Source organism: Corynebacterium propinquum DSM 44285 (genome assembly GCF_000375525.1).
In the GTDB taxonomy this organism is placed as follows: Bacteria; Actinomycetota; Actinomycetes; order Mycobacteriales; family Mycobacteriaceae; genus Corynebacterium; species Corynebacterium propinquum.
Map to the genome: position 1 here is coordinate 71,770 of NZ_AQXC01000005.1, position 26,321 is coordinate 98,090.

Below are 26,321 nucleotides of genomic sequence, written 5' to 3' on the forward strand. Positions count from 1 at the left end.
TAGTTGTTTTAGAAGGAAGAAAAGCCGCACAGAAAACAACTTCCTGGGATTTTGCCTATATTCGACGCTATGGATGTCACGCCCACAAAACGTGATGGCACTAATTGCCGTGCGATGTCGGAAGAAGAACGCCGCCTGATCCGTCGTATCCGAGAGGATGATGACTATTCCAATCGTATTTCTTCCTATCCGGTAGAAGATTTGTCTCATGAAGTCCTCACTGAATTGCGGCGACTGTTACGCTCACACCGCCAACGTCGCGGCATCGACGCTGCCACCCCAACCGGTACCCAAGCACTGTTACGCGAGGTCGGGCTACTCAGCGATGATGGCAGCCTCAAACGTGCAGGTGAAATTCTGCTTACGCCTGCATCCACCATCCAAGTCACGATTCGCCATCTATGGCGAGCATTACCCGGAGCAGACCCAAAAGCCACAGAGTTTTCTGCTCCATTGCTTGAGGCACTACCAGCGTTGCGTCGGCTCATTCTAGAACGAGCTGATCAAGAAATGGTCCGGGTGCAATTCGACAGCGGGCAAGAGTCGGCAATCCCTCGTTTTCCTGCGCAGGCTATCGACGAAGCCATCACCAATGCCATCATCCATCGCGACTGGCGCACAGAGAAGCCGGTCGTCATCGACCAGTCGCCACGCATCTTGAAAGTGTGGTCACCCGGTCCACTGGTCCCTGGTGTCGACGAAAACCGTCTCCTAACAACACAATCCGTCCCCCGAAACGGACGGTTAATGGCGAGCATGCGTTCAATTGGGCTAGCCGAAGAATCATCTCGCGGTTTTGATCGTATGTGGTTGGCGATGCTGAACACTGGACGTGAGGTCCCAGAAGTAATCGCTACCGACGAATTTGTCGAAATCATTTTTGCAGCTGGAAACCCTGACGTTGCTTTTATCAAAGCAATCCACGGGCTCCAAGGACGATTCAGTGACGAAGTAATCAACAATTTGAACACGATGCTCGTGCTGTGGAAGCTCTGGCACGCACCGCTTATAACCCTCAAGCAAACTGCGCATAGCACCCAAACATCTCAGCTCGAAGCTAGTGGACTATTAAATGCACTCGAAGACTACGGCGTTGTTCAGCGCATAAACAATGCAGATGAATGGGTATTATCCGCGCAGGTGGCACAATTGTCCGGCAAGGATCTGCCCACCGCGGCTGCCAGCGTCCAAGAGCGCATTGAGGCGCAGCTCCAGGACGGCGACTCCGTTGCTGCAGCGGAATTAGCAGAACGTTTCGGCATATCGCGTGGTGAAATCACCAACGTGCTGCGCCATCTGCGCACGTTGGGTCGAGCACAAATCGATCCAGCTGGTCCACAACGCGGCTCGGGAACCCGCTGGATCGCAACAGCGCCAAACACTCCCCACTAAGCGTTAATCGCTTGCGGGTAAGCCAACCCCTTCAGGCCTTCAGTACCAAACTCCACACCATAACCGGAGGATTTAATACCACCAAACGGCACCCGCGGATCCACCGCACCATGCTTATTAATCCACACCGTGCCGGCCTGCAAACGACCAGCAACCTCGCGGGCTTTCTGCGCATCCGCCGACCACACTGATGCACCCAACCCCACGTCCAAGCTGTTGGCCCACGCAATTGCCTGATCCAGCTCGGAATACCGAATCAGCGGCACTGCCGGACCGAACTGCTCTTGCGCAACCAATGGGTTATCCGGATCAATATCAGCCACAATCGTTACCGGATAAAAATAACCCGGCGCATCATAATCCGGGTCACCACCAACGAGAACGCGCCCACCACCATCTTTAGCGGCTTTGACCAAACCATCAACAATGTCGAACTGCGCTTTATTCTGCAGCGGCCCCAGCACGTTGTTCTCATCAAGGCCTTGCCCCATCGGCATTTTCTTGGCAACAGCTACCAGCGCCTGGGCTAGTTCATCATAGATCGCATCCGGAACATAGATACGCTTGGCTGCAGCACAGGTTTGCCCGGTATTAATAAACGCACCCCAGAACAGATCTTCGGCAATTGCTTGTGGGTCAACATCATCAAGCACCACGGCAGCATCATTACCGCCAAGTTCCAGGGTTAGGCGGGTGATGTTGTTGGCAGAAGCCTCAATGATTTTCTTTCCGGTTTCAGTCGAACCGGTAAACATGATCTTGTCGACGTCTGGGTGGGTGGTCAGTGCTGCACCAACCCCACCATCACCGGTAACGATGTGGAGCACATCTTTCGGCAACACAGTATTCGCGATGGCCACCAGCGCACTGACCGATAGCGGGGTGTAGCCGGATGGCTTGACGACGACGGTGTTGCCCATGCGTAGTGCTGGGGCGATTTGCCAGATGGTGATCATCATCGGCCAGTTCCATGGACCAATCGCGCCGACAACACCCAGCGGCCGGTAGTGCACGGTAGCGGTGATGTCATCATCAACAGCAGTGTAATCCGGTGATTCAAATGAGGCGGTTGCGCGCAACCACGCGGCACATGCGCCTACCTCGAAGCGGGCGTTGGGTCCGTTGAGTGGTTTGCCTTGCTCTTGCGAAAGCAACTTGGCCAGTGGTTCTGCGGCTTGCTCGATGGCATCAGCGAATTTGTTCAGCAGCTCGCAGCGAGCTTTATCGCCTTTCGCTTCCCAGTTTGGTTGCGCAGCACGTGCGGCAGCCACAGCATCGTTGAGATCGCTTTCGTTTTGAACCTGGTAGGTGCCAACCAGCTCGCCGGTAGCGGGGTTGTGGATCTCGGCGTTGCCATCACTGCCATGACTGCCACTGTTGGTGGTGATGGCAGCCAGGATGGCGTCGTAAGTGGTCAGGGTTGATGATGCTGGCACGGTGTACTCCATCGATTTGTAAGAGAAGTTTCTATTGTGATCTGAGTGTAAGCATATACAATGTGTAACCCCGGTGATAGTGTTACGTCTCACAACAGCTTTATGACAGTTAACTCCAAGGAGAACACGGGATGCGCAGATCTACCAAGATCATCAGCAAAGTCTGGATCATCCTGCTCGCTGGAATCGTGGCATCCTGCAGCAGCACCAGCGGTAATGCCAGCGATAATCACGACAAAGCCACCCTGCAAGACTGGGATTTCATCACGGTCGCCTCCGGCGGTACGTCCGGAAACTATTATCAAATCGGCTCCACCATGGAGACTATTCTTGGCGACGAGCTTGAAGTCGGCACCTCAGTACAGCCCAGCACCGGCTCGATTGAAAATATTGAGTTGTTACGCCAGCGCCGCGCAGAAATCGCCTTCGTGATGGGCGATGCCGTCTACCAGGCGCAAAAAGGAATCGGCCCCTACGCAGGCAAAACCGATACCCCGGAACTGGCTGCCATTACCGCAATGTATCCCAACTGGCTACACCTGGTCACCTTGGAAGGCTCGGGCATTAAAACCGTCGATGATCTGCATGGCAAGCGCGTCGGCGTGGGTTCACCGAACTCTGGTGTGGAAGCCAACGCCAAGATCCTACTCAATGCCTTTGGCCTGACTTACGACGATTTCGACGTCGATTTCCTGTCCTATTCCGACTCCGCCGACCAACTACAAAACGGACAGATCGACGCCGCCTTCACTTCCTCCGGCATCCCAAATTCCGCGATCATGGATCTGTCCACTCAGCAAGACGTGCGCATCGTGCCCATCGAGGGTGCAGGTTTAGATAATTTGCTGTCGGAATACCCCATCATCAACACCGGGGAAATTCCCGCTGGCACCTACGACAACACCGAAGACGTGCCGGTCATCGCCATGATGAACCAACTCGTGGTGCGCAAGGATGCCGCAGAAGAAGACGTCTACCTGGCCACCAAAGCGTTATTTGAAAATTTGGATGAGCTGCATGCCTCTGCAAAAGCTGCCCAACAGATCACGTTCGATAGCGTCGAAGACGGGCTGGTACTAGACCTGCACCCCGGCGCGCGACGCTACTTTGAGGAAGTAGGTGCACTGTAATGAACACTAGAACCAGACCGACAGCGTCGACAGGGGCGTCGACAAGCCAGTCGGATTCCCCGGACGTCGACAAGAAACTCGAGCAGTTTGACCGCGAATCACGCACCCGCGAATTCACCTCTCCGGTAACGCACTGGATTTTCATCGCTTTCGCCGTGCTGGTGTCGCTGTACCACATGTACATTGCCTATTTCGGCGCGCCGCCAGCGTTGTTGCACCGTTCGCTGCACGTTGGCGCGATTTTGATGCTGTGTTTCGCGTTGTACCCCGCACACAAGAAGGCCTCGCGCGGATCCATCGCGATCTACGATTACCTGCTCATTATCGCTTCGGCCGCAACATTTGTGTATATCTGGCTGAATTATCAGGACATCCTGGACCGCATCGTCAGTCCTAATACCGCAGACGTGGTCTTCGCCGCTGTGCTGGTGGTGCTGGTTATCGAGGCTTCCCGGCGCGTCACCGGCTGGGCCCTACCCATTTTGTCGCTAGTGTTTCTGGCTTTTGCTCTGTTTGGCCAATACGGGCCGTTGCGCTTCCGGCACCGCGGCTACGAGGTCGACGACATCCTGGACTTTTTGTACCTGACCAACGAGGGAATCTTCTCCACTGCCGTAGCCGTCGCCGCTTCTTATATCTTCTTGTTCGTGCTGTTCGGAGCTGTGCTGCAGAAATCTGGCCTGGGACAATTCTTCAACGACATCGCGTTGGCGCTGGCTGGCCGTTCCCGTGGCGGACCAGCGAAAGTCGCGGTCATTTCGTCCGGTTTCTTGGGCTCGATCAATGGTTCGGCAATCGCAAACGTGGTGACGACCGGTGCTTTTACCATTCCGCTGATGAAGAAAGTTGGTTTTAAACCGTATTTCGCCGGCGGTGTGGAGGCTTCCGCTTCGGTCGGTGGGCAGATTTTGCCGCCGATCATGGGTGCGTCGGCATTCATCATGGCAGAAACGTTGGGCATGCAGTACACGGAGGTCGCCATCGCGGCGCTGATACCTGCGGTGTTGTACTACATCGGTGTGATCATGCAGGTGCATTTCCGCGCGGTCAAAGACGGTCTGAGCGGTATTTCTAGTGAGAACCTGCCGGCAGTGAAAGAGGTGCTCAAAGAACGCGGGCACTTGTTGGTTCCGCTGGTGATTCTGGTTTACATGCTGTTCTTTTCCGGGCAGACCATTCTGTTTTCCGCCCTGCTGACGATCCTGGCAACCATCGCCATCGCCCAGCTGCGCGGAAATACGCGCATGTCTGTCAAAGACATCATTTACGCGCTTGCGGACGGCGCAAAAACCTCCGTGGCGGTGTCAATTGCCTGTGCCTGTGTCGGCATTATCGTCGGCGTCGTCACGCTAACCGGATTTGGTGTGAAACTGGCGAACGCCATCGTGATTCTGGGTGAAGGCAACCTGTTGCTCTCGCTGGTACTCACGATGATTGCCTGCATCATTCTGGGCATGGGGCTGCCCTCGATCCCGGCGTATATCATCACCTCCACGATGGCGGCACCGGCATTAGCGGAGCTCGGCGTCGAGGCGCTGGTGGCACACCTGTTTGTGTTCTATTTTGGTTTGTTCGCGAATATCACCCCGCCGGTGGCTTTGGCGGGATTTGCCGCAGCTGGTTTGGCGGGCGATGATCCGATGAAAACCAGCGTGCAGGCGATGCGCCTGGCGATTGCTGGTTATTTCATTCCCTTCATGTTCGTCTACAACCCGGGCTTGCTGCTGCAAGATGTCACCTGGGCCAGCGGCGCGTCGGTCGTCGGCACTGCCATCGTTGGTGTGTGCATGCTCTCTGCTGCGGTCGAAGGCTACGCGCGCACGCGTTTGCCGCTGGTAGTGCGCGTGTTAGTCGGCATCGGTGGTTTGGCGCTGTTGTTGCCAGGGTTGCTTTCCGACGCAGTGGGCGTAGGTATTCTCGTGATTGGTCTGGCGCAGCAATTGCTGGCAAAACGAAGCGAATCCGCCAACGAAACCACGGAGAAATCCGCACGCTGAACTGCAAACTGATGCATCCGCCATCGTCCCATCTCGAACCTTGTTGACACATCAACTACACTGGGTGACATGAAGAAATTCGGATTCCTCAGCTTCGGCCATTACAAGTTCCCCGGCCAGCGTGGGCCTAATGCTCAGCAGACCCTCAAGCAGGGGCTGGAGCTTGCCGTGGAGGCAGACAAGATTGGCGTGAATGGCGCGTATTTCCGCGTGCACCATTTTGCCCCACAGGGGGCGGCGCCGATGCCGTTGCTTTCTGCGATTGCCGCGCGCACAAAGCACATTGAGGTCGGTACCGGCGTGATCGATATGCGCTACGAAAACCCGTTGTACTTGGCAGAAGAGGCCGCCGCACTGGATTTGCTTGCCGACGGCCGGGTCGCGTTGGGGGTTTCACGGGGATCACCGGAGCCTGCGCACCGTGGTTGGGAGGCTTTCGGCTATACCGGTTCCGACGATCCGCGCGGGGCAGATCTTGCCCGGGAGAAGTTCGCGAAGTTTATGCAGGGCGTGCGTGGTGAGGCCGTCGTCAAGTCTGCACAGGATCCGTATCCACCGATTTACCAGCCAGGTACTCCGCTACCAGTGATGCCGCATTCGCCTGGTTTGCAGCGCAATATCTGGTGGGGTGCTGGAACGAAGAAAACTGCCGAGTGGGCCGCTGAGCAGGGCGTGAACCTGATGAGTTCCACGTTGTTGACGGAGGTCACTGGTGAGGCTTTTGGTGAGTTGCAGGCGGCGCAGTTGCAGGCTTTTCACGAGGCGTGGCGGCAGGCTGGGCATGATTGGACGCCGCGGACGTCGGTGAGTCGTAGCGTGTTCCCGATTGTCAGCGACCGGGATCGTGCGTTATTTGGCATGAGTGGCGGGAATGATCAAATCGGCATTATTGATGGTTATGAGTCCACATTTGGCCGCACTTATGCCGGCGAGCCGGAGCAATTGATCGAGCAGCTCAAAGACGACGCCGCCGTGATGGAGGCGGATACTTTGATGCTGACGATCCCGAACCAGCTGGGTGTGGATCTGAACCTGCGGCTTCTGCAGAATTTCGCCGAGCATGTGGCCCCTGCTTTGGGCTGGGAGCCGGCGAACCGTTAGTTCTGTGCTTCTTTTATAGGGCGACGACCAGGCAGTCAGCCCAACACTATGCCGAGGTAACCGGTAAACCCCTAGACAACCAGCAGGGCGTATACCAGCAATCTTTACCTCTAAGAATCCCATTCCATCGTTGATGCTGGCGCCCATTCCGGAGCATTCACCCTGCGGTAGTGAAACGGTATGGTGCGAGCCTCCCACGCCCACCAAGAAACCTTAAGCTCAAACACGAAGACGATTCCTGCGTGTCACACGTCGGCGGTTGACTAAACCGCCGCCTCTTGCAGCGAGCGCTACGTACCCCTCTATCAGTACCCCCGCTCTGCGCACAAAATTACCCACACAACCGGATCCGAGAGTTTATGAACTTTCGACCCCTCTCGACAAACAGCCAGACAAACGAGATAAAATGGGCTAGTCACAGCTAGAGCATCGTCAGGCCTATTTAGCAGTGCAGTTAACACAAGCAATAGAAGTCCTTTTGCCAGCAGGCGACAGAAAAAGCGAATTTTACCGTAACTTGTTAGTACCTCACGGGAACTTAAGAACACCATTCTGAAAAAACTCACTGCAAATATTGCTTAGCAGTCATTTTTTAACTTCCCAGTATCCCGAATGCTCCGTAACGTTTGTCTTGTCGAAGCCAGTTGGCAGAGACAAAGACATCATCCCCCTGGGGACCCAAATCCAATACCTAGTTGCTTGAAGGAGCACAACCATGGAAAAGAAGACCGTCTTTGCATCACTCCAATGACCGACGCGGAACTCGATGATGTTCTCGGCGCCCGCAAGGAAGGTTGGGGCGTCACCTTAACCAAGGACTGCCACACCAATACCAAAACTCGTTGGCTCGGCTGCTGCTAAAACATACCCCCTTACGGAAGCTGTATACACCAAACGGTGTATACAGCGGATCCTGCAGTTGACTAAACTCTTCAAATTTTTTTAAAAGAGAGCTCCGACCATGTCTTCAGAACAAATTCAGGATCTCCGTGCAGAACTTCTTGTGTACCGAAAGCAACTAGCTATCGCTACTGCTTCATTCCGAAAAGAACTTGCACAGCAGATTATAACTACCGGTGCGCTCAACGCAACCGGAATGTCGCAACATTCCAAGGGACTCCTGGTCGGTTCAACCGGCATCCTCTGCGCACTAGAGCCCAACAATTCCGTCGGCATAGTAACTCCCGAGTGGTAAAGGAAAATTCTACATGGCATATCAACTTAACGTGACAGGTGTAAGCAAGTCGTTCGGTGCCCACCGCGTCCTCAAAAATATCGACATGACTGTACCGTCGCACGCAATATACGCGCTGCTAGGCGTCAACGGTTCAGGAAAGAGTACTCTCATGAAAGGGTTAGTCGGCATACAGCCATTCAACAATGGTGCCTTTGCATTTTCCTCCAACGATGGTCTGCCTGGCAAGCCCACAAACATTGGCTCGCTTATCGAAAGCCCGAAGTTTTACCCATCGTTGAGTGCACTCGAAAATCTCTGCTACTTGGCACGACTGTTTGGAGTAGATGCTTCTAACACTCGTGACCTTCTGGATACTGTAGGGCTTGATCCATCGTTGACAAGACCGATGAAAAATTATTCCCTTGGTATGAAACAGCGCTTTGGTATTGCACTCGCATTGCTGGGGAAGCCAGAATTTCTTATTCTCGACGAGCCAACTAATGGGCTCGACCCAAATGGTGTCGTTGAAATTCGCAAGCTTATACAACAGCTCCCCACAACCCGAGATATCACGATTATGGTGTCCAGTCACATTTTGTCAGAAATGCAAAACGTTGCGACACATGTAGGTATCCTTGACCAAGGCACCATCCGTTACTCGGGTCGCATTGCAGATCTGCTTGCCGACGAAAAGACGCTATTAGAATCTCCCGCTCCCGAAGTACTCCGTAGCTGGTTGCTGGATCATAACCTGAACTTCACTTCAGAAGACAACGGCGGCTTTTCACTCCAATCGGAAGTGGACATGCCGAGCCTTATCGCCGCAGCCAGTGCCGCTGGAGTTCCCCTGCAGTCAGCCTGTGTGAAAGCACCGTCGCTGGAAGAAAAATTCTTCGAAATGACCCTAGGGACGGCTCATGTTGGATAAACAATCGCTCCTCCTGAGAAAAGCATCCATCACTACCGTGCTCGGCGTCGTCGCCACTGTGGTCTGGATGATGGTTGCCAACGTCGGTCTACGCGGCGGCGAGAATGCCGCAGTAGACAGCGCGGCGGGCATGATAAGTCAAGCAGTTGCAGTCGCACTGTTCACAATGCCACTAGTAGTGTTCGCCATAGTTCACCTATACGTATCAGAAGAGCAAGAAAACGGGATTTGGGGTGTCACCCGAGCGCGGAATGGAAAAATTGGGCACCTTTTGGCTTTCCGTCTCAGCTCAGCGCTCCTATTCCTCATCGTGTGGGCGCTAGGCTATGTCGGCACGCTAGGAGCACTCGTCGCCTTTCATTACTCAGCCGCTGATGCCTTTGACGTTATTCCCATGTTTTTTGGCTTGTTGATTTCCGTAATCAGCACCGTATTCACCGTCGCCAGCGTGCACTTGAGATTAGGAGGATTGGTTCCTGCTGCTACTGCTGCTCTCGCATTATCTGTGGTTGGTGTTTCTCTCATCGGTAAACCCCCCCTGGCATTGGCTGCATTGCCAATGGGAGGATTAGTCTCAGGCAACCCGTTCAAAGATGTAGATGTGACACAACCACTCTTGGGTTATGAGCCCAACCCCGATTCCACATTTGGGCTCGGCCTCTCACTCGTCGCCGCAATTCTAGTCGCACTTAGTCTCTTTGGATACCTGAAGAACCAGCTTGGAAAAGAGAAGTAAAACATGAATTTTTACTGGTTAGAACTCAAAAAGGCTAAACCTCTATGGGGCTATCTCGCAGGATCAGCGCTCATTACGTGCGTGGCAACCATTACATCCATGTCTTTTATCAGAACAAACGGTGACGTTATACACCCGGAGCAGCTAGCCGAAAGTGCCTGGGCCTCCGCAGCAACACAGCTTTATGCCTTATTCATTGGTCCCGTCATCGTCGCGATCTTGACCGGCACTCTTATCAAAGCAGAGTTCCATAGCCAGATGGTCGACATGCTTCGATCACGCGGCCAACACGCGGGCTACAAGATCGCTGCGCTCATCGTCTCCCTCGCCGCGTTGGGTGTCATACTCTCTGCGGCGTTAGTTGCAGGCTGGCTTATTGCCACAACGCTTAGCGATGTAGCTCCACAATTCGCCGCCCCCACCATCGCGGTATTGGCGCTGCGCAACATTATCGCGGTAGTCGCATGGGGATTAATCTGCGCTGCGATCTACATAAGGGTCGGCGATTTCAGCCTCGGTTTTGCTGCCTGTCTGGCACTTACCATACTCAGCGCTGTCATGCTGGTTAAGTTTGCTCGGTTGGCAACCTACAACCCGCTCGGCGCTATCACTTCCGCGGTCGGCTACCCCTTCCTCGACCTATCTGTAGGTTCGTGGCTGGTCTTGGCTGTCAGCCTTGCCCTTGGGGCGGTTAGCACGATCTCCATGTGGCGCAAGACCCTAACTCTGGCGCAAAATGAGGTGTCATAGATGCTGCCCAAACCTAGAACTGCCTATCAGCAGACCGAGACTGATTGCCTATTGGCCGGGCCTGCCCCCGGAAAGTGGACACGTCGGGGGTCAAGCCCACTCCCTCGCTTTCATCGGACTATTATTCATCTGGATTGAGCAAAGCCACGACCAAATCAAGTCGAGAGCTAGCACCAAACTGATGAATGAGCTTAGATACTCGTTTTTTCGTTGCAGATTCTGAGTAGTGCATTTCTTGCGCGATCTCTATATTAGATTTACCTCGACAAAGCAACCTGAGAGTTTCTTGGTCTGCCGGGGGAAGCTGCGAGGATGGAGACGTCAGTTTTTCTAGCAAAGTCATAGGACGTGTAGTTTCAGATTGTGCGCTAGGAATTTTACTGATGAGATGTTGCATCGCGTTGGGAGAAACCACTAAACCTCCAGAAACCGCGTCACGAACGGATTGGATAACGGAATCTGGGGTCTGGCTTTTGAGGATGTATCCCGATCCTCCGTTACCTAGAACCTTCATAAGTGTCTCGTCGTTGTCGAGTGCAGTAATGGCAATAAACACTGGTGGACTTGGCAGAGCCATTATTTCATCGAGTAAAGCCAAACCATTCATATTGGGCATATGGATGTCTGCCAACACAACATTGACAGGCCCCTGGCGAAGCTCCGCGAGTGCTTGCTCGCCGCTGGAGACTGTTGCTACGACGACGAAGTCTTCTGCATTTGAGAAATAACGCGAAAGCGCTTGAAGGGCAAGTTGGTCGTCATCAACGATGAGTAGCCGGTACGGAGAGTGAGGCATTATAGACGATACTTTCTTTCTGACTTATGTGCACCACGACTTTTTCCTTTTCGGGGAATAGTCCAATGCGAGAACCATACGCTTCCTTGAGAGCCCCAAGTAAATTCGCCGTCGTGAAGTTTCATTTCTTTTTGAATTTCTTTCAGCCCTAAGCCAGTGCTGAGATAAGTTGGGGATTGCGCTGCGCCAATCGTGCTACGAACTTCAACAAAAAGACTTTTTTCGGACACGGTGATGTCGACATACACCCTACTACCTGAGACACCGTACTTGATGATGTTTGCAGCCAGTTCCCTCATGACGGGCATTGTCAGCACCGGAACAGAGGCGATTACCTCCCGACTGAGCTCACCATTGGCCGTTTCAACTTTGAAATTATGACTGCGTAATAGAGTCTCGAATTCGTTGAGTTGCTCCTCAAAAGTGGTGTCCACCTGAAGGCTAGGGTACTCCATATTTTCTGAGTGAAGAACTTGGATAAGTTCGCGGATTTGGGTGATTGCTTTGCGGTTTTCTTGAGAGATGAGTTGAATGTTCTCTTTAATACTGGAGCTGATATCGGGTTCGAGAGCGANACTTTCAGCTCGCAAAATTGACGACGTGAGAGTACTTGCTACTGAGTCATGCAAAGAATGAATAGTTGCCCGGCGGTGACGTTCCAACGCTGCTTCGAAGCGAACGCGTTCAGCTTCGTGATTACGTTCTCTGGCGCCATGAATGTACCCGCCTATCAGTGGGGCGAAAAGAAATATAGCTAACAAAGCGCTACCCATGAGGGCTTCAAAAACGATTTTCTTGTTCTCGAGGTCTATAGTTGCGAATATTAGGATCACTAGTGCATACACGATACCCCAGCGGGGGTACCCTTTGTAGCCGAGTACACCCGCGACAATTCCGATGCTCACTGGCGTAATAATGCTTCCGAGGTCGTTGAACAACGAGATTGCGACGGTAATAAAAACCATGGTCAACGCTGATATGGCTGGAGTACGGGGCACAGCGATTACAGCACAAAGGCTTGCTAGCACAATTGCGATTTCGGCTAGTGAGCTGTCGGCGGCAGCACTCACGAAAACCGTTAAAGTCAAGATAGCGAGCGTGAAATACCACGCCGTCACCGGAATTACATTATAGCGCATAGCTAAAAGAGTTCGACCTTCCGCATAAAGCAGCCTTTTACAGAATTGGTTTGGGACTACTTACCGTATGTTCAGAATCTTGCCCACATTCTCATTCACTTGACAGCGCTGGGATACCTCGAGTTAGTAGGCTTTGGTGATCATAATTATCACCAAGAAATATACCTGACCGACTGAAATTGTCCTCGCTTAGCAACACGTAGTTTGCCATAGTTCAATTCGCTTAGGAAGAGAACAAACCGAAGCGCATCCGAACTACCCCTCCGCAATAAGAACGGCCATGCCAGGGAATATTGCTGCTGAATTCAGGTTCGATATCACCCGACACGTGATTTACAGATGAAACTGACTGCCATCACAGTGCCCCTACGCCCAGCTATTCACCATCAGACATCTAGTGCACAGAGTGTTCAACATCACCAAGGTTGGCCTGGCTTAAGTTCACAAACTAAGGCTAACCTTTAACTGATTTTCAATAGAGTTTCACTCTATTCCCACTTCCTTGAAAGGATTGCTCTTACTGTGAACAATAATCGGCGCCTCTGGATGCAGGTAACGGTGGCAGGTTTAACCTCTCTGTCGCTTGGTTTCGGCACACTCACTCCCGCACACGCACAAGAGTTTTCTGCTCCTCCTGCTGCTCAGGAGCCACAAGCCTCGACCGAGGACCAAGATACTTCCCGCGCAGAAGGTCCGAAGCTGACCGGAGTGCTCGCCGAAGCACGCTTGATCACTGCTGAATGGTCTCATGCGCCTGCAGATTTTGGCACTGAGTATTACCAAGTCCAACTTTTGGAAGTAAAAAATGGGCAGCCGCAAACAATTCGGCCTATCAAAGATGAATTTGTCTCTAATCATTCGACTCGTCACCAGTTCGCCGGTGTAGCGCCAGGTGATTACGTTGTCCGAGTTTTCGCCGTCCGTAAAGCTGTTAACTCCCAGTTCAGCCAATCACACGTCGTATCCATCAGTGACAAGTCGCAAGTTCCTGAAGCTCCCCATAAGCCATATCTGCAGGTAAAAAAGAATAAAACTGCCCGCGTCGAGTGGGACCGTCGATCTTCCGGCACTACTAGAATTCACACCTACGTTGTAAAACTGCGTCCAGACGACGGTTCCGCAGTGTTGGAGCAAAAAGTCACCGGCACCAGCACCTATCCAGACAACTTTGCAGAATTCCCGAACCTCAAAGCCGGAGTCTCCTACACCGCTACCGTAGAAGCACAGAGCGCGTCCGGAAATTCTCGACCTTCCGAAACCAGTTTGCCCCTCACCATTTCAGAAGATCCTGCCCCGCAATTCACGCTTGACACTGACACCATCGACCTCGCAAAAGGCGGAGAATTCACTGTATCTGGCTCTGGATACACTGGTCCAGCAGCAAAAGAGGGCGTCTACATCGTATTCTGGGCAGCCTCCAAATGGACCCCAGGAGAACTGCCTCGCGACATCGAGAAGAAAGGTGTCTCAGTTCTCGTCAAACCTGATGAAATCAAAGACGGTGCTTTCACCAAGAAGATTCAGATCAAACCAGGTGAAATTAACCTTGCCCAAGGTGATTCCTACCAGGTCGGCACCTTGGCAGGCGGAAACATGTTGCCAATTGACCGTCGCCTAGATCTTGCGGAGCGAGTGAATTTGGTTTCGCAGTCTTTGTCGGAGGTCAACGCGACTGCCGAGAATCAGACGGTTAAAGCCGAGTGGAAATTAGCTGAAAATGACAAGCGTGGCTCTAGTATCCGAATCACGCTGTATCGCGAGGATGGTGACCAATACAAGTATGTCAACCACCTTGACCAGGGACCTCAGGTCTCTAGTGCTCAGTTCGTTGGACGAGAACCAGGCGTCTACCGAGTAGGCGTGAAAGCAAACTTGAGCACTGATTTCTTCGGTCCCGATCAATGGACCGAAGAAAAATTCAGCGATTCCGTCACCGTGGTCGACCCTGACGCTCCGCAGCCACCAGCTGCGAAGCCTGCACCTGCTCCTTCCAAACCCGAAAAGCCAGCCACCCCGCCCAAACCATCGAAGCCATCCAAGCCCTCCACCTCTGAGAAGCCGGCAACTTCCACACTGAAAACCCCTGATGCCCCGCGCATCAGCCCGGCATCGGCGAAGGACTATTCCAAGGCCGGTTTGTTCTACTCGCTAGCTGGCTACGAGGACATCACGAAAGTTGAAGCTCGCCTGGTGCCTGTCGACGACAAAGGCAACCAGGAAAGCGACGACTTCATCACCCCAAGTGAAATCGCCAACGGCTACGCCGAGTTCACCGGACTGAAGAAAGGTCAGCGCTACCGCGGTCAGATCAAGGTCATCACCGAAAAAGGCGAAACCGAGTGGTCTGCATATTCCGGAATCTTCCTGTCAGAAACCCCAGAACAAGGCATCGACCCTGACTTGACCCTGTTCCCAGAGACGCCGCTGGATAGCCGCAAAACAAACACGATCACCGTCAACGGCACCGGCTACTTGAACGGCAAAGAGATGAATCTCTATGTCCTGGAAAGCACCGATGTCCCTGACGACGGTAGGTTCACCGCCGACACCGCCAAGAAAGCCCTGGCTTCTACGACGGCTAAGGTCACCAATGGTAAGTTCTCGCAGAACCTGGAAATCCCAGCTAACACGCTGAACCCGAAGAAAAAATACTTCGTGGCAAGCGTCGACAAGCACGGCAACCACGAATACGACTCCGCCGTTCTACTCAAAGTCAAAGACGGGGCAGTTGCCACTCCGACACTGGATGTTTCCACAACGACGGTGAATGCTGCCACGGGTGGTGACATTACTGTCCGCGGTGCGGGGTTCGTCGGCGAAGGCGCCTCGCAGGGTGTCTATGTTGCGGTGTATAAGAAATCGCAGTGGAACGTCGGCAAGTCTGCACCGGTGGGCCGTCCAGTTGCCGCCGAATGGGTGCAGATGCGCGAGCTGAACAACGGCAGCTTCGTCAAGACAATCAACATTCCGGGCAACGCTTTGGATCCGAATGAGCAGTATGTGATCGGCACGCTGGCTGCACATGCGTTGTCGCAAACTAACCGCGAGCTCGATACAGCCCAGGATCTCGTCGTCACCAACGGGCCGGTAGCTCCAGCGGCTCCGGGAACTCCAGGTGTTCCAGAAGCACCAACCAACCCAGGCGCACCAGGCGAAACCCCAGGCCAGGCTCCGGAGATGACTCCACCAAGCAACACCCCGGAAACACAGCCAGAGACGAAACCAGAAACCACACCAGAGCCGACACCAAGCATCCCGCCAACCCAAAAGTCGACCAACAATTGGCTCACCGCAATCGCTGCTATCGGCGGAATCGGTTTGGTATTCGCAGGCATCGGTGCCGCGCTGCAGGGATTGCGTCATAACGTCCCGGTTGTCAATGAATTCCTGACCAGCGCGGAACGCTTCTTCCAGAACCTCTTCGGAGGGCGCCGCTAATGCTCACGCACACACCAACTGCGGCACCTGCTCGCAGTCAGAAGCGAGCCGGACGCCTGCTGCTCACGGCCTGTCTGGCCGCCGGGGTGCTCAGCGGAACTTTCCACCTCGGTGGTGAGAGTATCGCCGCTGCGCAATCTAGCTTTGGATCCAGCAATGCCCCGTGGCAATCCTTCCGTCCTGCTCCCGCGCCGAAGCCTGCACCACAACCACAGCCGGCACCTGCGCCGAAAGATCCGGCTCCACAGCCGCTGCCAAAACTGCCGCAGATGCCGCCGGTGCAAGACCCTGCCCAGCCCGAACAGCAACCGAAGGTTGTCGAAAAGATCACTAAGGTTCCGATCTTCAGCCGTGAGCAAAACATCGATTGGCATGAGGTCGGCGGGCAAAAGATCTACGCCGAAGGTGAAGCTTTTCAATTCCTCGAGAATCCCGGAAAGATCACCCCAGGTGCGCGCATCACGAATACCCGGCTGGGATCGTATTGTTCGGTGGGATGGATCGTCGAAAAGAATGGCGAGCAGTTCATCCTGACCGCCGGGCATTGTGGCCGGGAAGGCGATGTCTTCAGCATGGAAGATCCTGAGGGCAGGCAGCACGTGGTGGGAACGATGACGTATTCAGAGTTTCAAAACCACGGCGACATCGGGCGCTACGACAAAGGGCTGATCAAAATCGACAATCCCGCGATGGTGGATGCCCGGGTGCAGCTGTTTTGGAAAAACCAGCAGATGACCACCGCTACGGTGCAGAACACCAACTGGACGGAAGAGCACAAGCCACGGCTGTGCCGAATGGGCGCGCGAACTGGTCTTTCGTGCGGGCCATACTATGGCCTCGGCGCTGACGGGCAGTTGATTTACAACGCGATTTCTCTGCCCGGCGACTCCGGCGGACCGGTTTTTGCCACCCACAACGGCAACGTCTTCCCGGTGGGTATCGTCTCGGGTGGTTTGAAAGAAGATGCTATCCATCAGGTTGCGCAACCGATTGCGCAATTCCTTAACGACGGCGGCTACAGGCTGCTGTAGCTCAGCGCAGAAGCTTTCGGGTTGTAATTAAAATTGGGGTAGATCCTTCCCGGCCCCACCCCGATTCCAGTACCAGCCATGCCATGATGCCGGGTGGCAACTAAAACAACCACCCGGCCTCCTCTGAAGCGTCCCCGGGTTTTGTTCCGTTTAAGTAGATGGGAAAATCTGGAACATGCCAAGGAAAATTTGACCAGGATGCAAAGGACCGAGTGGTCCGTCTCGTGGAAGACCGCATCTTGGCGGAAAATATGTCGATGCAATCCGCGTGCCAGGCAGTAGCCCCAAAGCTGGGGGTTTCATGGCACACAGCAAAACAATGGACGCAAGCCGTTCGACGCGAAGGACGTGTTGTCGAACGCATGCCAGAGGATATGCAAGCCGAAATCTCCAGGCTGCGACGTAAAAACCACAAGCTACGAGATACCAACGAACTGTTGACGGCTGCTTCAGCTTTTTCGCATCGGAACCAGACCCAAAACGTCGGAAATGATCCGGTTCATCGATGAATACCGGAATCGTTTCACAGTCGAGTTCATCTGCACGACGTTGAAGAACAATCGCGAAGGTGGCTTCATTACCTCGCGTGGTGATCGCCAATCCAAAGCTCGTGGGCTTAGTGCTCGTCGCCTTCGCGATGGCGTGCTGGTTGAACGCATTAGTGCTGTTCATCAAGCTAATTACGGTGTCTACGGTGTGCGAAAAATGTGGCATGCTCTTCGCCGTGAAGGAATTGATATCGGCCGTGAGCACACCGCCCGGCTGATGCGTTTGGTTGGTGTTTCTGGCAAAGGCAAAGGCCGGTCACCGGTGACCACTCGTAGGTCAAAGACGGTGGATACGCGCCCGGATTTGGTCGAGCGTGAATTTAAAGGTCAGGGCCTAAAATAAGTTGTGGGTGGCCGATATTACTTACGTGCGCACGAAGAAAGGTTTTGTGTACACCGCGTTTGTCACCGATGTGTTCTCCCGAAGGATTGTCGGTTGGGCGTTATCAGACTCGATGCGCACTTCAAGCACTGCCGCTGCAAGCTCTCAACCAGGCAATAGTGTGTGCTGAAGAAACGACAGGTTTGGTGCACCATTGAAGATCACGGGTCGCAGTATGTCAGCGTGGTCTACAACGAGCAACTTGCCCAGCACGGGATTGCCGCTTCCACCGGGACTTTTGGTGACTGGTATGACAATGCTCTAGCTGAAAACGTGAACGGCTCCTACAAGAACGAGCTGATTCATACCCGCAGGTGGGATGATGTTGTCGAGGTAGAAATCGCGACATTCGAGTGGGTGTCATGGTGGAACGAGACTAGGCTCCATCAAAGCTTGGGGTACCGAACCCCGGTTGAGGTTGAGGACGCGTTTTGGGAACAAGATGGGTCCCGGGAAATAATGGAAAACAAGGTAGATGCCTAGGAACAAAACCCGGGGCACTTCACCAGCTGCCGACCAGGCTACGCACCCATAAAATAACTCTCCCACACGCGTATCTGGACCCAACCCCCGCCCAAATAGACCAAAAATCCAAGCCCGTTTGGATCACCTCAACTTGACAAAGCACACAGCTCAATTCATGTTTTATCCTCTCCGACCAGAGGAACATAAGAAGAAATAATCAACTCAATCTGAGATTTAAAACCAAATCACCACCTAGTGTGAGACAAATCATGTATGCTGGTCATCAGTCAAGCTAAACAAGGAGGTGTAGTCCATGATTATCAACATTGAAGAAAAGGATGTTGAGCTAGTTGAAGCTCTTGTTCACCGCTGCTAAAGCAGTAAACAATACTTAAGGCTGGGTGTCGGCTACTACAGGCGGTCGACACCCTTTTAGAAAGGATGTAATGGCCGAAGTTCAATATATACTGTCGCCACGATGGACAGTATCGGCAAGCGGAAAGCAACTGAAACTACAGTCTGAGAGTAAACAACTCAAACTGGAGTTAACTGAAAGCGCTGAACCAATTAGAGAATTACTCACTAAGAAAAGCCTGAATTTAAACGAATTTGACAAGAATTTAATTGAATTACTAGTGTCACACTCAGTTATTGTACGGAAGCTCACACATAGTTGTCCAGCAACAGAACGCCAGTTCATCTACTGGTCTGCTTTTTCCACTCTGGACTGCAGGCAGGAGAAATTACATAATCTTAGTGATATGCACGTGACTATAATCGGATTAGGTGGTATAGGCACTGTAGTGGCCAGGCTTTTAGCTGGTGGAGGGATAAAGCGGTTTACTTTTATCGATGGAGATTCTGTTGAGGAAAGCAACTTAAATCGTCAAATATTATTCAATAATAAAGATATAGGAGCCTCTAAGGTTGACAGTGCCCGGAGAAACCTTATTAGCACATTCCCTGAGCTAAATATAGAAACAAATGTAACAGATTATTTAGGCCAAAAACCAAACTCTATTTTCAATACCGAAACTGATTTTGTACTTGTGGCTTTCGACGGGCCAACACTGACCACCCCTCTTATGCTATTAGACGAGCTTTGGGAATCAAAAATAGACTGCGCTTTCGCCTTTACTGGATTCGATAAAACATATGCTTCACCTATCTACAGCCGACAATTTTCGTCCTGGTCACCTAAAGAGTCGTTTGATGTGCGTAATGATATATCCGGTCGTAGTCCCATTCAAGCCTCTTCATCGACCAATAATGCTTATGTGTCAGCACTTCTAGCAGAGCAAATGCTATTTCACTTGACCGGACTATACGAAGAGGTTGAATACGATAAGGTGCTAGTTTCCACTCGGCGACAAGGCTACCCATCTTTTGCACTAACGGAACAGATTTACTTATGAAGAACCGATTACGATTAGAGGTTGATGCAACCAGCCATCTCAAACTACCCTTAGTGGAATTCCACGATTATTTCCTAAGCACCCAGTTAGAGTTACCTTTGATTATGGAGGATTTGGATGGAAATCTAGTGCCAACGCTGCTAACTTATGGAAAGCGGATTGACAGATACCGTTGGTGTTATTCTACCGGTCCGGACTGGCCCAACAACATTGACATCGACACCGGGTTGTGCTGCATTGCAAAACACATTGCTAAAATATGCAATGCAACCAGAAGCAACTGGGTAAGTTTATTATTAGATGAAATCGCAATAGTTAACCAGCAGTTAGTGCTTAAAACAAGGCTTCCGATAGCAGACTTAGACACATTTATGTGCTGGCAAGGTTTTGCGATAGATAGCCTATGTAAACAACACATTGGACCATATCAACTTGAGAGACTTGATAAGCACACTGCATTATTGAAACCTGTAAATGTAGATGCGTGTGCTTTTGAGCTTATACATACAAAAAACAGAGCTGAAGGTAGGTGCTTATACGACAAAGGACACCTAGATATTGGTTGGGGAATAGGGGTTCCAACGGAATTTTTTCGTAAAGACGATTCCGGGCCTTTTTCTCCTAACCATAACCAGTCACCGTTTGTTTACACATTACAGGCTGGGGTGAACGTTCCACCAAATGAATACAAGCACATATTTAATATAATAAAGAATGCTGATACAAGCTTACCAGGAGTTTCTTCCGTTCACTCTCGTGTAATACAAGAAAATTTCACCAATCAAAATTCCCGTATTAGTGATCTTGCGGACATAGGTAATGTGAAAAGGCCCTTGTACTATACAAACTATTCGCCAAACAATGAAATGGCAGATACGATTATTGACGCTTGCGACCTCAAGTTGTCTAAAAAATTGATTAGGTATTTAGATTTGGTCCAAGGGCAAGTGGATACATCTGATGGATACACACTATGTTTAGAGTATCCAATGTTTCCAGGGATATGGGGGAGGATTCCAAATTCAATACGCTATCTTAGTAAACAAATGGCACCGTCTAGAACACACGCCTTAGCAACAAGCCTGATTGCGCAACCAAAGGCAGATTTGGCACATGTAGTAGAGCTTGAAACCCAGATAGATGAAGAGGAACGTAAAATTGTTCTCGGCCGTTTGGAACTCAGGTTTCGCTCGAAGTATATGATGCCAATAAGCCCTAGTGGACGCTTCCCACTATCAAATATTACTGAGTAAAATCTTCGACTCTAAGGAATCAATATGGCAGAAAATAAACTTTGGTCGAGAACATTTTCGAGGTTGTGGGCTTGCGAAGGTGTATCAGTGCTATCAGCTCAAATGCTTATTTTTGCACTTCCCATAGTAGCAGTCTCTACATTCCAAGCTACTGATGCACAAATTGGGCTAATCAATACCTTCGTCGGTTTGGGTTTACTTACCTTTTTAATCCTCGGGGCAAGTCTTACTGATCTACGACGCCAAGACAAACTCCTTGGCGCTTTATCCCTAACACGTGCCATGATATGTGGCTTCGCTGCTTTTGCCGCAGCCACCGATGCACTCGCGTTATGGCATTTACTCATCATAGGGTTTGCAATCAGCGGAATGACCGCCTTATACGATAGTGCATTTTCAGCTGTCGTCCCACAAGTTGTCCATACTCATCATTTAGGCAAAGCAAATAGTTGGATTGCCGCCTTACGCTCTGCAGCAGATATTGGCGCAGGTTCATTAGCAGGAATACTACTGTCCTATACAGGATCGGCGACTTTATTTTGTTTACTCATGGTTTTCTACGCAATAGCCAGCATCGGACCTTTTAGTCTGCGCCCCATATTTAAAAGAAAACCTAAACTCAACTCATCGAATCAACATGTTTTCTCACAAATCATGGGAGCTCGAGAAGGGATTCGTTTCCTGCTCGCTGATCCCATACAAAGACCAATCACCCTAGCCATAGCCCATTTCAACCTGTTCACCAGTGCTATACAAGCCCTATATGTTGTATTTGCTCTACGATACGCAAACCTGTCTGCAGCCGAGATTGGCGTAGCAGCAAGTATCGCTGGGGTTGTTGGCTTATGTGGTGTCTTTATCTCTGACTGGTCAATCAAGAAAATCCGCCCAGTTGTATTGCTGTCTGTGACATTAGCGCTACCAGTACTATCCGGGGCAGGTATCCTTATCCTGCCCCTTCTTGATCAATTCGCTTCTATGTTGGTACTGAGCGCTTCCCTCGGGCTCTGGGCCTGCGCTGTCCTGGTTAATGTTGCAGCAAGCGAAACACTCAAGCAGCAACTAGTCCCTGAAGCTATCCTCGGCCGTGTCTCAGCTGCGATTCGACTACTTACCTGGGGAGTCGACCCAATTGGTGCAGCCCTTGCCACGCTAGCAGTGCTCTATCTTCCTATTCACAGCGTGCTCATGATCAGTATTATTGGAATAGGTGCTTCCGTTTCCTGGCTGCTTACTTCCTCCCAGCTGCGCAAGCTCTCTCCTACACCAACCAGTAATTGATGACACTTTTGCTGAGGCGTTCACCCCACCCCGATTCCAGTACCAGCCATGCCATGATGCCGGGTGGCAACTAAAACAACCACCCGGCCTCCGCCGCGCTTGGCTCTTCATGCTGCAACACGCGCAGGCGGCACTCCTGGTGCAATCTTGTGGCTCCTGATGTTTTTGAAGCCGAGACTTCAGCTACACTAGCTAAAGTCACATAGTTGACCCCCCGACGTGCCCACTTTCCGGGGGGGCAGTCCCCTCACTCAAGCTGATTACTATTACTCAGCGGTCAAACTAAAGAATCCATAATTAAGCTTATGGCAATGTAAAGAGGTTTAGCATTGAGTAACGATGGCCGTTCTTCATCGCTTTGGGATTGGCCGCGATGGGCGCTTCCGTTCCCTGAAATTTTGCTGATCGCCGTATTGCAACTAACGAGTTGGGCACACTGCTCACTGAATGACTGTGCAGAAGGCCCCACCGATTTCACCACCGGCGGCAGCAACCTATGGTGGTGGCAACTCATGAGTGTGGCGGCCATCGTGATCAGCACTATTTTCGCCGCGTTCCCACTACGCAGTCGTCTGCCAGAAATCGGCTTATTACTCTGGTCCGGATTTACTTGGTCGCTACAATTTTGGGCCTTTAACCAAGACCTAGTCGATAACTACGACTTACAATTACTCTTATACCCAATCTCGGAATCCTGGAGGGCCGGTATCATCGTCGCCACGAGTTTATTCCTCCGAAAGAGCCTGCTCAAACGACGGTTAAACCAAACTCCAACTGCCCTAAACAACTAAAACAGAACAAAACCCGGGGCACTTCAGTACAGGCTGTCATGAAGATATGATGAGGAAGGGAGAAGTGCTCATCGCTTTCCCTCGCGGCAACTTCGTTACGTTCAGAGATTCTTCAGGCAAACCTGGCTCAGCTTTTTCCCAACGGAATCCAATGTGAAAGAAGGTCTGACTGGTGAAAAACCCCTATCGGATAGCTTTGCTCCTCGCTTCTGGTGCATTCCTCATTGCAGGATGTTCCCAAGCTCAGGAAGGAGCTGATTCTTCTCCTGTCAGTCTCCCCGGTAGCAATGTCTCAAAGATTCCAGTTCGCAACCCGACAGATCCTATCCTTGGAGACGTCTCACTAGATGGAAAATGTGATGAGTCAGTGATTGGTATTGACCACGAACGACCTACAGCACATATCACGTACAAGGGACAACCTGGAGACAAAATTAGGGCTGAGATTATCTTTATGGATGATTCTAAAGAATCAAAGACTCAATCTTTTGAGATGGGAAGCATGCAAGCTGAAATGCAGTTACCAACCAACATTCCAAATTATTTAATATCGAATATTAAAGTAAATGCGGAAGGTCGCGTGGGGACTCCTGGTGAGTGCACGATAGATGTTAAGTAAATTTTTAGCGAGTTGATTCCTCCGAAAGGGCCTGCTCAAACGACGGTTAAACCACACTCCAACTGCCCTAAGCAACTAAAACAACCGCCCGGCCTCCGCCGCGCTCGGCTCTTCATGCTGCAACAACCAGCGCTTTCGGTCCAAGCCACCGGCATAACCGGTCAAGCTACCATCAGCACCGAGCACCCGGTGACACGGCACAATCACACTCCACGGATTCCGCCCCACTACCTGCCCAACCCGCTGTGATAGTCCCACATTGCCCATCTCACGCGCCAACGCACCATACGTCGTGGTCGAACCATACGCAATCCCCTGCAGCAGCCGCCAGACCCGCACCGAATACTCGCTTGCCGACGCCGCCACGTGTGCCCAATCCAAAGGCACCGTGAAATCCTGACGCTTGCCGACGAAATACTCCTCTAGCTGATTCCGAGCCTGGCACAGTATCCGGCGGATGCTCTCATCGCTGTTGTCACCGCCGTCCGCTGCGCTTTCCAATTCACACCGTGGCCCGCACTCCGCAATATCTGGCACATGCTTACCGCCACTGAAATACACCCCGACTAGCCCGTCGGCAGTAGCAACCGCCATTACCTCACCAACCGGGTTCTTTCCCGGCGCGGAAAAACTCGTGTGTTGCACGCCGCCGTGCGTCTTTCCAGCAGACGAATTTTTACTGTGCGCATCCCGCATCTGCGGCTGGGAATCGTTCATAAACCCATTCTAGGGCGATCTGCTGGCAGCATTTCCGCCCGGCGCGGCGTCGTCGGTAGGATCGGCGCTGTGTTTCGCGAGGCCTTGATGATCGGGATCGGCGCCGCCATTGGTGCGCTCATCCGGTTCGTTACCCTCGCGATTTTCGGCGAAGAGCTGTTTCCCGTCGCCGTACTAGACATGATCGCCTGTTTCCTGATGGGCTATCTCGCGCCCGGCCCGTTTGGCGGTGCTGGCATGCTGGGCGGCTTTTCGACGTACTCGGCGTTTGTGGGGCTCGCCTTTACAGAATTGGGCAGCCACCAGGTGTTTTATGTCATCGGTATCGTGCTGGCCTGCATGTTCTGTTGGCTGGGTGGCGATCAGTTGCGCAACGTGTTGGATCTGCGCGAGAAGATGGCCCACTTTGTACTCACCCATGGGCCCTGGGCGCACCCGGAGACGAACCCGCGCGTACACCCGGAGTTCCCTGCCGCTGAAGGCGCTGCGGGTGGCAAGGACGGTGAGAGCGAATGAACCTCGATATCAGCCTCGCCGAAGCACTCTTGTCGACGGCTTCCGTCGCCGCAGGTGCCTTTGCCGGAGGGCTAGTGCGCGGCTTGTTAAGCAAGCTGCGCGGCCGGTACACCGGAACCGCGAGTTCTAATATGCTGGCGTGTTTCGCACTCGGGATCATGTTGGCGCGCGTCGACTTGGGCGCGCTCGTGCACCTGCCCTATTGGGAAATCGCTTTTGGTACAGGTTTTTGTGGTGCGCTTTCAACCCTGGCAACCCTGGCCCGCGAACTGGGGAATCTGACCTACGAACGGGCGTGGATCCGTTTGGGTGCTTATATCCTTTTCACGGTGCTCGGCGGGCTGGGCGCAGTCTGGCTGGGATGGTTGCTGGGCATCGCGGTCTGACCAACGCAAAACCGCCAGCCCTGATGCTCACAATGAGCACCGGACTGGCGGCGGTCGCTGCCGTAGCAGCGTATTGCATCAAATGGCTAGACCCGCGGGAAACCTAAGCACCGTGGCTTGGGGTTTCACCTTCCAACTGCTCGCGGTGCGAACGGATCGGCTCCCACGCGGTATTGGAACGCATCGGGGTGGTGCGCTCGTCGCGGGAACGGTACAGCACGTACGGGCGGGTGGTGTACCCCACCGGCGCGGAGAACGCGTGCACCAGGCGGGTAAACGGCCACACGGCAATCAGCGTGAAACCAGCAATGACGTGCACCTTGAACTGCCACGGAGCATTAGCCATCAAATCCGGCTCGATATTGAAAATCAATAGCTGACGCAACCACGGCGAGATGGTTTCGCGGTAGTCGTATCCGCCGGTACCGGCCAGATCAAACAACTGCAGCGTAAACGTCGCGAAAGAACCGGAGATCAGCGCCGCACCTAACAAAATGTACATGACTTTGTCGGAGGCAGACGTCGACAAGAACACCGAGCGGTTCTTCAAACGACGGTAGAGCAACCCGGCGAATCCCAGCAACACCGCCAACGCGGCAATGGAACCCGGGATGGTCGCGATCAGGTGGTAGGCGTGATCGTCGATACCGACGGCGCGAGTCCAGGACTTCGGAAAGGCCAGACCCATCAGGTGGCCGATGATCACGAAGACCATGCCCCAGTGGAACAGCGGCGACGACAAGCGCAGCAGCTTGGATTCATAAATCTGTGAGGAGTGGGTGGTCCAGCCGAATTGGTCCGAGCGCCAACGCCAGAAGATACCGACGACAAACGCCACAATCGCTAACCACGGGAACGCGCCCCAGAGGAAGTTATCAAACATGGTGTGGTCCTTAA

At 52.5% G+C, this 26,321-nt stretch carries 26 protein-coding genes; 21 read left to right on the forward strand and 5 right to left on the reverse strand.

The genetic code is table 11. The features are described from left to right. Positions 1-69 precede the first annotated feature (69 nt). Positions 70-1,392 carry an ATP-binding protein gene (locus B142_RS0105775; RefSeq protein ID WP_018120604.1) on the forward strand — a complete coding sequence of 441 codons (1,323 nt, stop codon included), beginning with the start codon at positions 70-72 and terminating at the stop codon, positions 1,390-1,392. Here the strand turns inward: B142_RS0105775 and B142_RS0105780 are convergent. Then, complete coding sequence (locus B142_RS0105780) at positions 1,389-2,840, reverse strand: aldehyde dehydrogenase family protein (RefSeq protein ID WP_018120605.1); 1,452 nt, start codon at positions 2,838-2,840, stop codon at positions 1,389-1,391. The two genes, B142_RS0105775 and B142_RS0105780, sit on opposite strands and share 4 nt — an antisense overlap. A 119-nt stretch (positions 2,841-2,959) precedes the next feature. On the opposite strand from B142_RS0105780, the gene B142_RS0105785 reads away from it, so the two are divergent. The 7 genes from B142_RS0105785 to B142_RS0105820 all read left to right on the forward strand — a co-directional run bounded on the left by B142_RS0105785 (position 2,960) and on the right by B142_RS0105820 (position 10,647). Further along, positions 2,960-3,958, forward strand: a complete 999-nt coding sequence (locus B142_RS0105785; protein ID WP_018120606.1) for a TAXI family TRAP transporter solute-binding subunit — start codon at positions 2,960-2,962, stop codon at positions 3,956-3,958. After that, positions 3,958-5,955, forward strand: coding sequence for a TRAP transporter permease (locus tag B142_RS0105790; protein WP_018120607.1), 1,998 nt, complete (start codon positions 3,958-3,960; stop codon positions 5,953-5,955). Before B142_RS0105785 ends, B142_RS0105790 begins: the two co-directional genes overlap by 1 nt. A gap of 69 nt (positions 5,956-6,024) precedes the next feature. Then, on the forward strand, positions 6,025-7,056 hold the full coding sequence (locus B142_RS0105795) for an LLM class flavin-dependent oxidoreductase (RefSeq protein ID WP_018120608.1): 1,032 nt from the start codon (positions 6,025-6,027) through the stop codon (positions 7,054-7,056). Between the two features lie 747 nt (positions 7,057-7,803). After that, a complete protein-coding gene (locus B142_RS13755; RefSeq protein ID WP_018120609.1) occupies positions 7,804-7,917 on the forward strand; it encodes a lacticin 481 family lantibiotic in 114 nt (37 codons plus the stop codon). A gap of 347 nt (positions 7,918-8,264) precedes the next feature. After that, positions 8,265-9,161, forward strand: coding sequence for an ATP-binding cassette domain-containing protein (locus B142_RS12035; RefSeq protein WP_018120610.1), 897 nt, complete (start codon positions 8,265-8,267; stop codon positions 9,159-9,161). Continuing rightward, positions 9,151-9,897 carry a hypothetical protein gene (locus B142_RS0105815; RefSeq protein ID WP_018120611.1) on the forward strand — a complete coding sequence of 249 codons (747 nt, stop codon included), beginning with the start codon at positions 9,151-9,153 and terminating at the stop codon, positions 9,895-9,897. The genes B142_RS12035 and B142_RS0105815 overlap by 11 nt, the downstream gene beginning before the upstream one ends. A gap of 3 nt (positions 9,898-9,900) precedes the next feature. After that, entirely contained in the window at positions 9,901-10,647 is a 747-nt protein-coding gene (locus tag B142_RS0105820) for a hypothetical protein (protein WP_018120612.1), read from the forward strand. A gap of 121 nt (positions 10,648-10,768) precedes the next feature. On the opposite strand, the gene B142_RS0105825 is transcribed toward B142_RS0105820, so the two are convergent. Together B142_RS0105825 and B142_RS0105830 are read right to left on the reverse strand one after the other, a co-directional pair. Beyond that, positions 10,769-11,443, reverse strand: a complete 675-nt coding sequence (locus tag B142_RS0105825; protein WP_018120613.1) for a response regulator transcription factor — start codon at positions 11,441-11,443, stop codon at positions 10,769-10,771. Continuing rightward, a complete protein-coding gene (locus B142_RS0105830; RefSeq protein WP_018120614.1) occupies positions 11,443-12,582 on the reverse strand; it encodes a sensor histidine kinase in 1,140 nt (379 codons plus the stop codon). The genes B142_RS0105825 and B142_RS0105830 overlap by 1 nt, the downstream gene beginning before the upstream one ends. Before the next feature lie 522 nt (positions 12,583-13,104). On the opposite strand from B142_RS0105830, the gene B142_RS0105835 reads away from it, so the two are divergent. The 11 genes from B142_RS0105835 to B142_RS12050 all read left to right on the forward strand — a co-directional run bounded on the left by B142_RS0105835 (position 13,105) and on the right by B142_RS12050 (position 23,805). After that, the gene (locus B142_RS0105835) at positions 13,105-16,020 is read left to right on the forward strand and encodes a fibronectin type III domain-containing protein (protein WP_147579153.1); all 2,916 of its coding nucleotides are present in this window, start codon (positions 13,105-13,107) and stop codon (positions 16,018-16,020) included. Beyond that, the gene (locus B142_RS0105840; RefSeq protein WP_018120615.1) at positions 16,020-17,051 is read left to right on the forward strand and encodes a S1 family peptidase; all 1,032 of its coding nucleotides are present in this window, start codon (positions 16,020-16,022) and stop codon (positions 17,049-17,051) included. The genes B142_RS0105835 and B142_RS0105840 overlap by 1 nt, the downstream gene beginning before the upstream one ends. Before the next feature lie 212 nt (positions 17,052-17,263). Further along, a complete protein-coding gene (locus B142_RS13995) occupies positions 17,264-17,560 on the forward strand; it encodes a transposase (RefSeq protein WP_236658186.1) in 297 nt (98 codons plus the stop codon). Beyond that, positions 17,541-17,942, forward strand: a complete 402-nt coding sequence (locus B142_RS12040; RefSeq protein ID WP_126844186.1) for an IS3 family transposase — start codon at positions 17,541-17,543, stop codon at positions 17,940-17,942. The genes B142_RS13995 and B142_RS12040 overlap by 20 nt, the downstream gene beginning before the upstream one ends. Positions 17,943-17,988: 46 nt before the next feature. Beyond that, on the forward strand, positions 17,989-18,111 hold the full coding sequence (locus B142_RS14270; RefSeq protein WP_367317185.1) for a hypothetical protein: 123 nt from the start codon (positions 17,989-17,991) through the stop codon (positions 18,109-18,111). Beyond that, a complete protein-coding gene (locus B142_RS0105855) occupies positions 18,105-18,464 on the forward strand; it encodes an integrase core domain-containing protein (RefSeq protein WP_081604940.1) in 360 nt (119 codons plus the stop codon). Before B142_RS14270 ends, B142_RS0105855 begins: the two co-directional genes overlap by 7 nt. Positions 18,465-18,892: 428 nt before the next feature. Further along, positions 18,893-19,861: a ThiF family adenylyltransferase gene (locus B142_RS12900; RefSeq protein WP_018120616.1), complete on the forward strand. Its 969-nt coding sequence runs from the start codon at positions 18,893-18,895 to the stop codon at positions 19,859-19,861. Positions 19,862-19,914: 53 nt separating this feature from the next. Continuing rightward, entirely contained in the window at positions 19,915-21,114 is a 1,200-nt protein-coding gene (locus B142_RS0105865) for a hypothetical protein (protein WP_155860944.1), read from the forward strand. 24 nt (positions 21,115-21,138) lie between these two features. Further along, entirely contained in the window at positions 21,139-22,395 is a 1,257-nt protein-coding gene (locus tag B142_RS0105870) for an MFS transporter (protein WP_018120618.1), read from the forward strand. Between the two features lie 329 nt (positions 22,396-22,724). Next, a complete protein-coding gene (locus tag B142_RS13555; RefSeq protein WP_144736794.1) occupies positions 22,725-23,186 on the forward strand; it encodes a hypothetical protein in 462 nt (153 codons plus the stop codon). A 172-nt stretch (positions 23,187-23,358) separates the two neighbouring features. Continuing rightward, on the forward strand, positions 23,359-23,805 hold the full coding sequence (locus B142_RS12050; RefSeq protein WP_039733875.1) for a hypothetical protein: 447 nt from the start codon (positions 23,359-23,361) through the stop codon (positions 23,803-23,805). Between the two features lie 75 nt (positions 23,806-23,880). Here B142_RS12050 and B142_RS0105885 read toward each other — a convergent pair whose 3' ends face one another. Continuing rightward, a complete protein-coding gene (locus B142_RS0105885) occupies positions 23,881-24,522 on the reverse strand; it encodes a methylated-DNA--[protein]-cysteine S-methyltransferase (protein WP_018120621.1) in 642 nt (213 codons plus the stop codon). A 69-nt stretch (positions 24,523-24,591) separates the two neighbouring features. Here B142_RS0105885 and B142_RS12905 point away from each other — a divergent pair, with 69 nt between their 5' ends. Next, positions 24,592-25,038: a CrcB family protein gene (locus B142_RS12905; RefSeq protein ID WP_018120622.1), complete on the forward strand. Its 447-nt coding sequence runs from the start codon at positions 24,592-24,594 to the stop codon at positions 25,036-25,038. Further along, a complete protein-coding gene (locus B142_RS0105895) occupies positions 25,035-25,424 on the forward strand; it encodes a fluoride efflux transporter FluC (RefSeq protein WP_018120623.1) in 390 nt (129 codons plus the stop codon). Before B142_RS12905 ends, B142_RS0105895 begins: the two co-directional genes overlap by 4 nt. A 103-nt stretch (positions 25,425-25,527) precedes the next feature. Here B142_RS0105895 and narI read toward each other — a convergent pair whose 3' ends face one another. Beyond that, on the reverse strand, positions 25,528-26,307 hold the full coding sequence (narI, locus tag B142_RS0105900; protein ID WP_018120624.1) for a respiratory nitrate reductase subunit gamma: 780 nt from the start codon (positions 26,305-26,307) through the stop codon (positions 25,528-25,530). Positions 26,308-26,321: the final 14 nt, after the last annotated feature.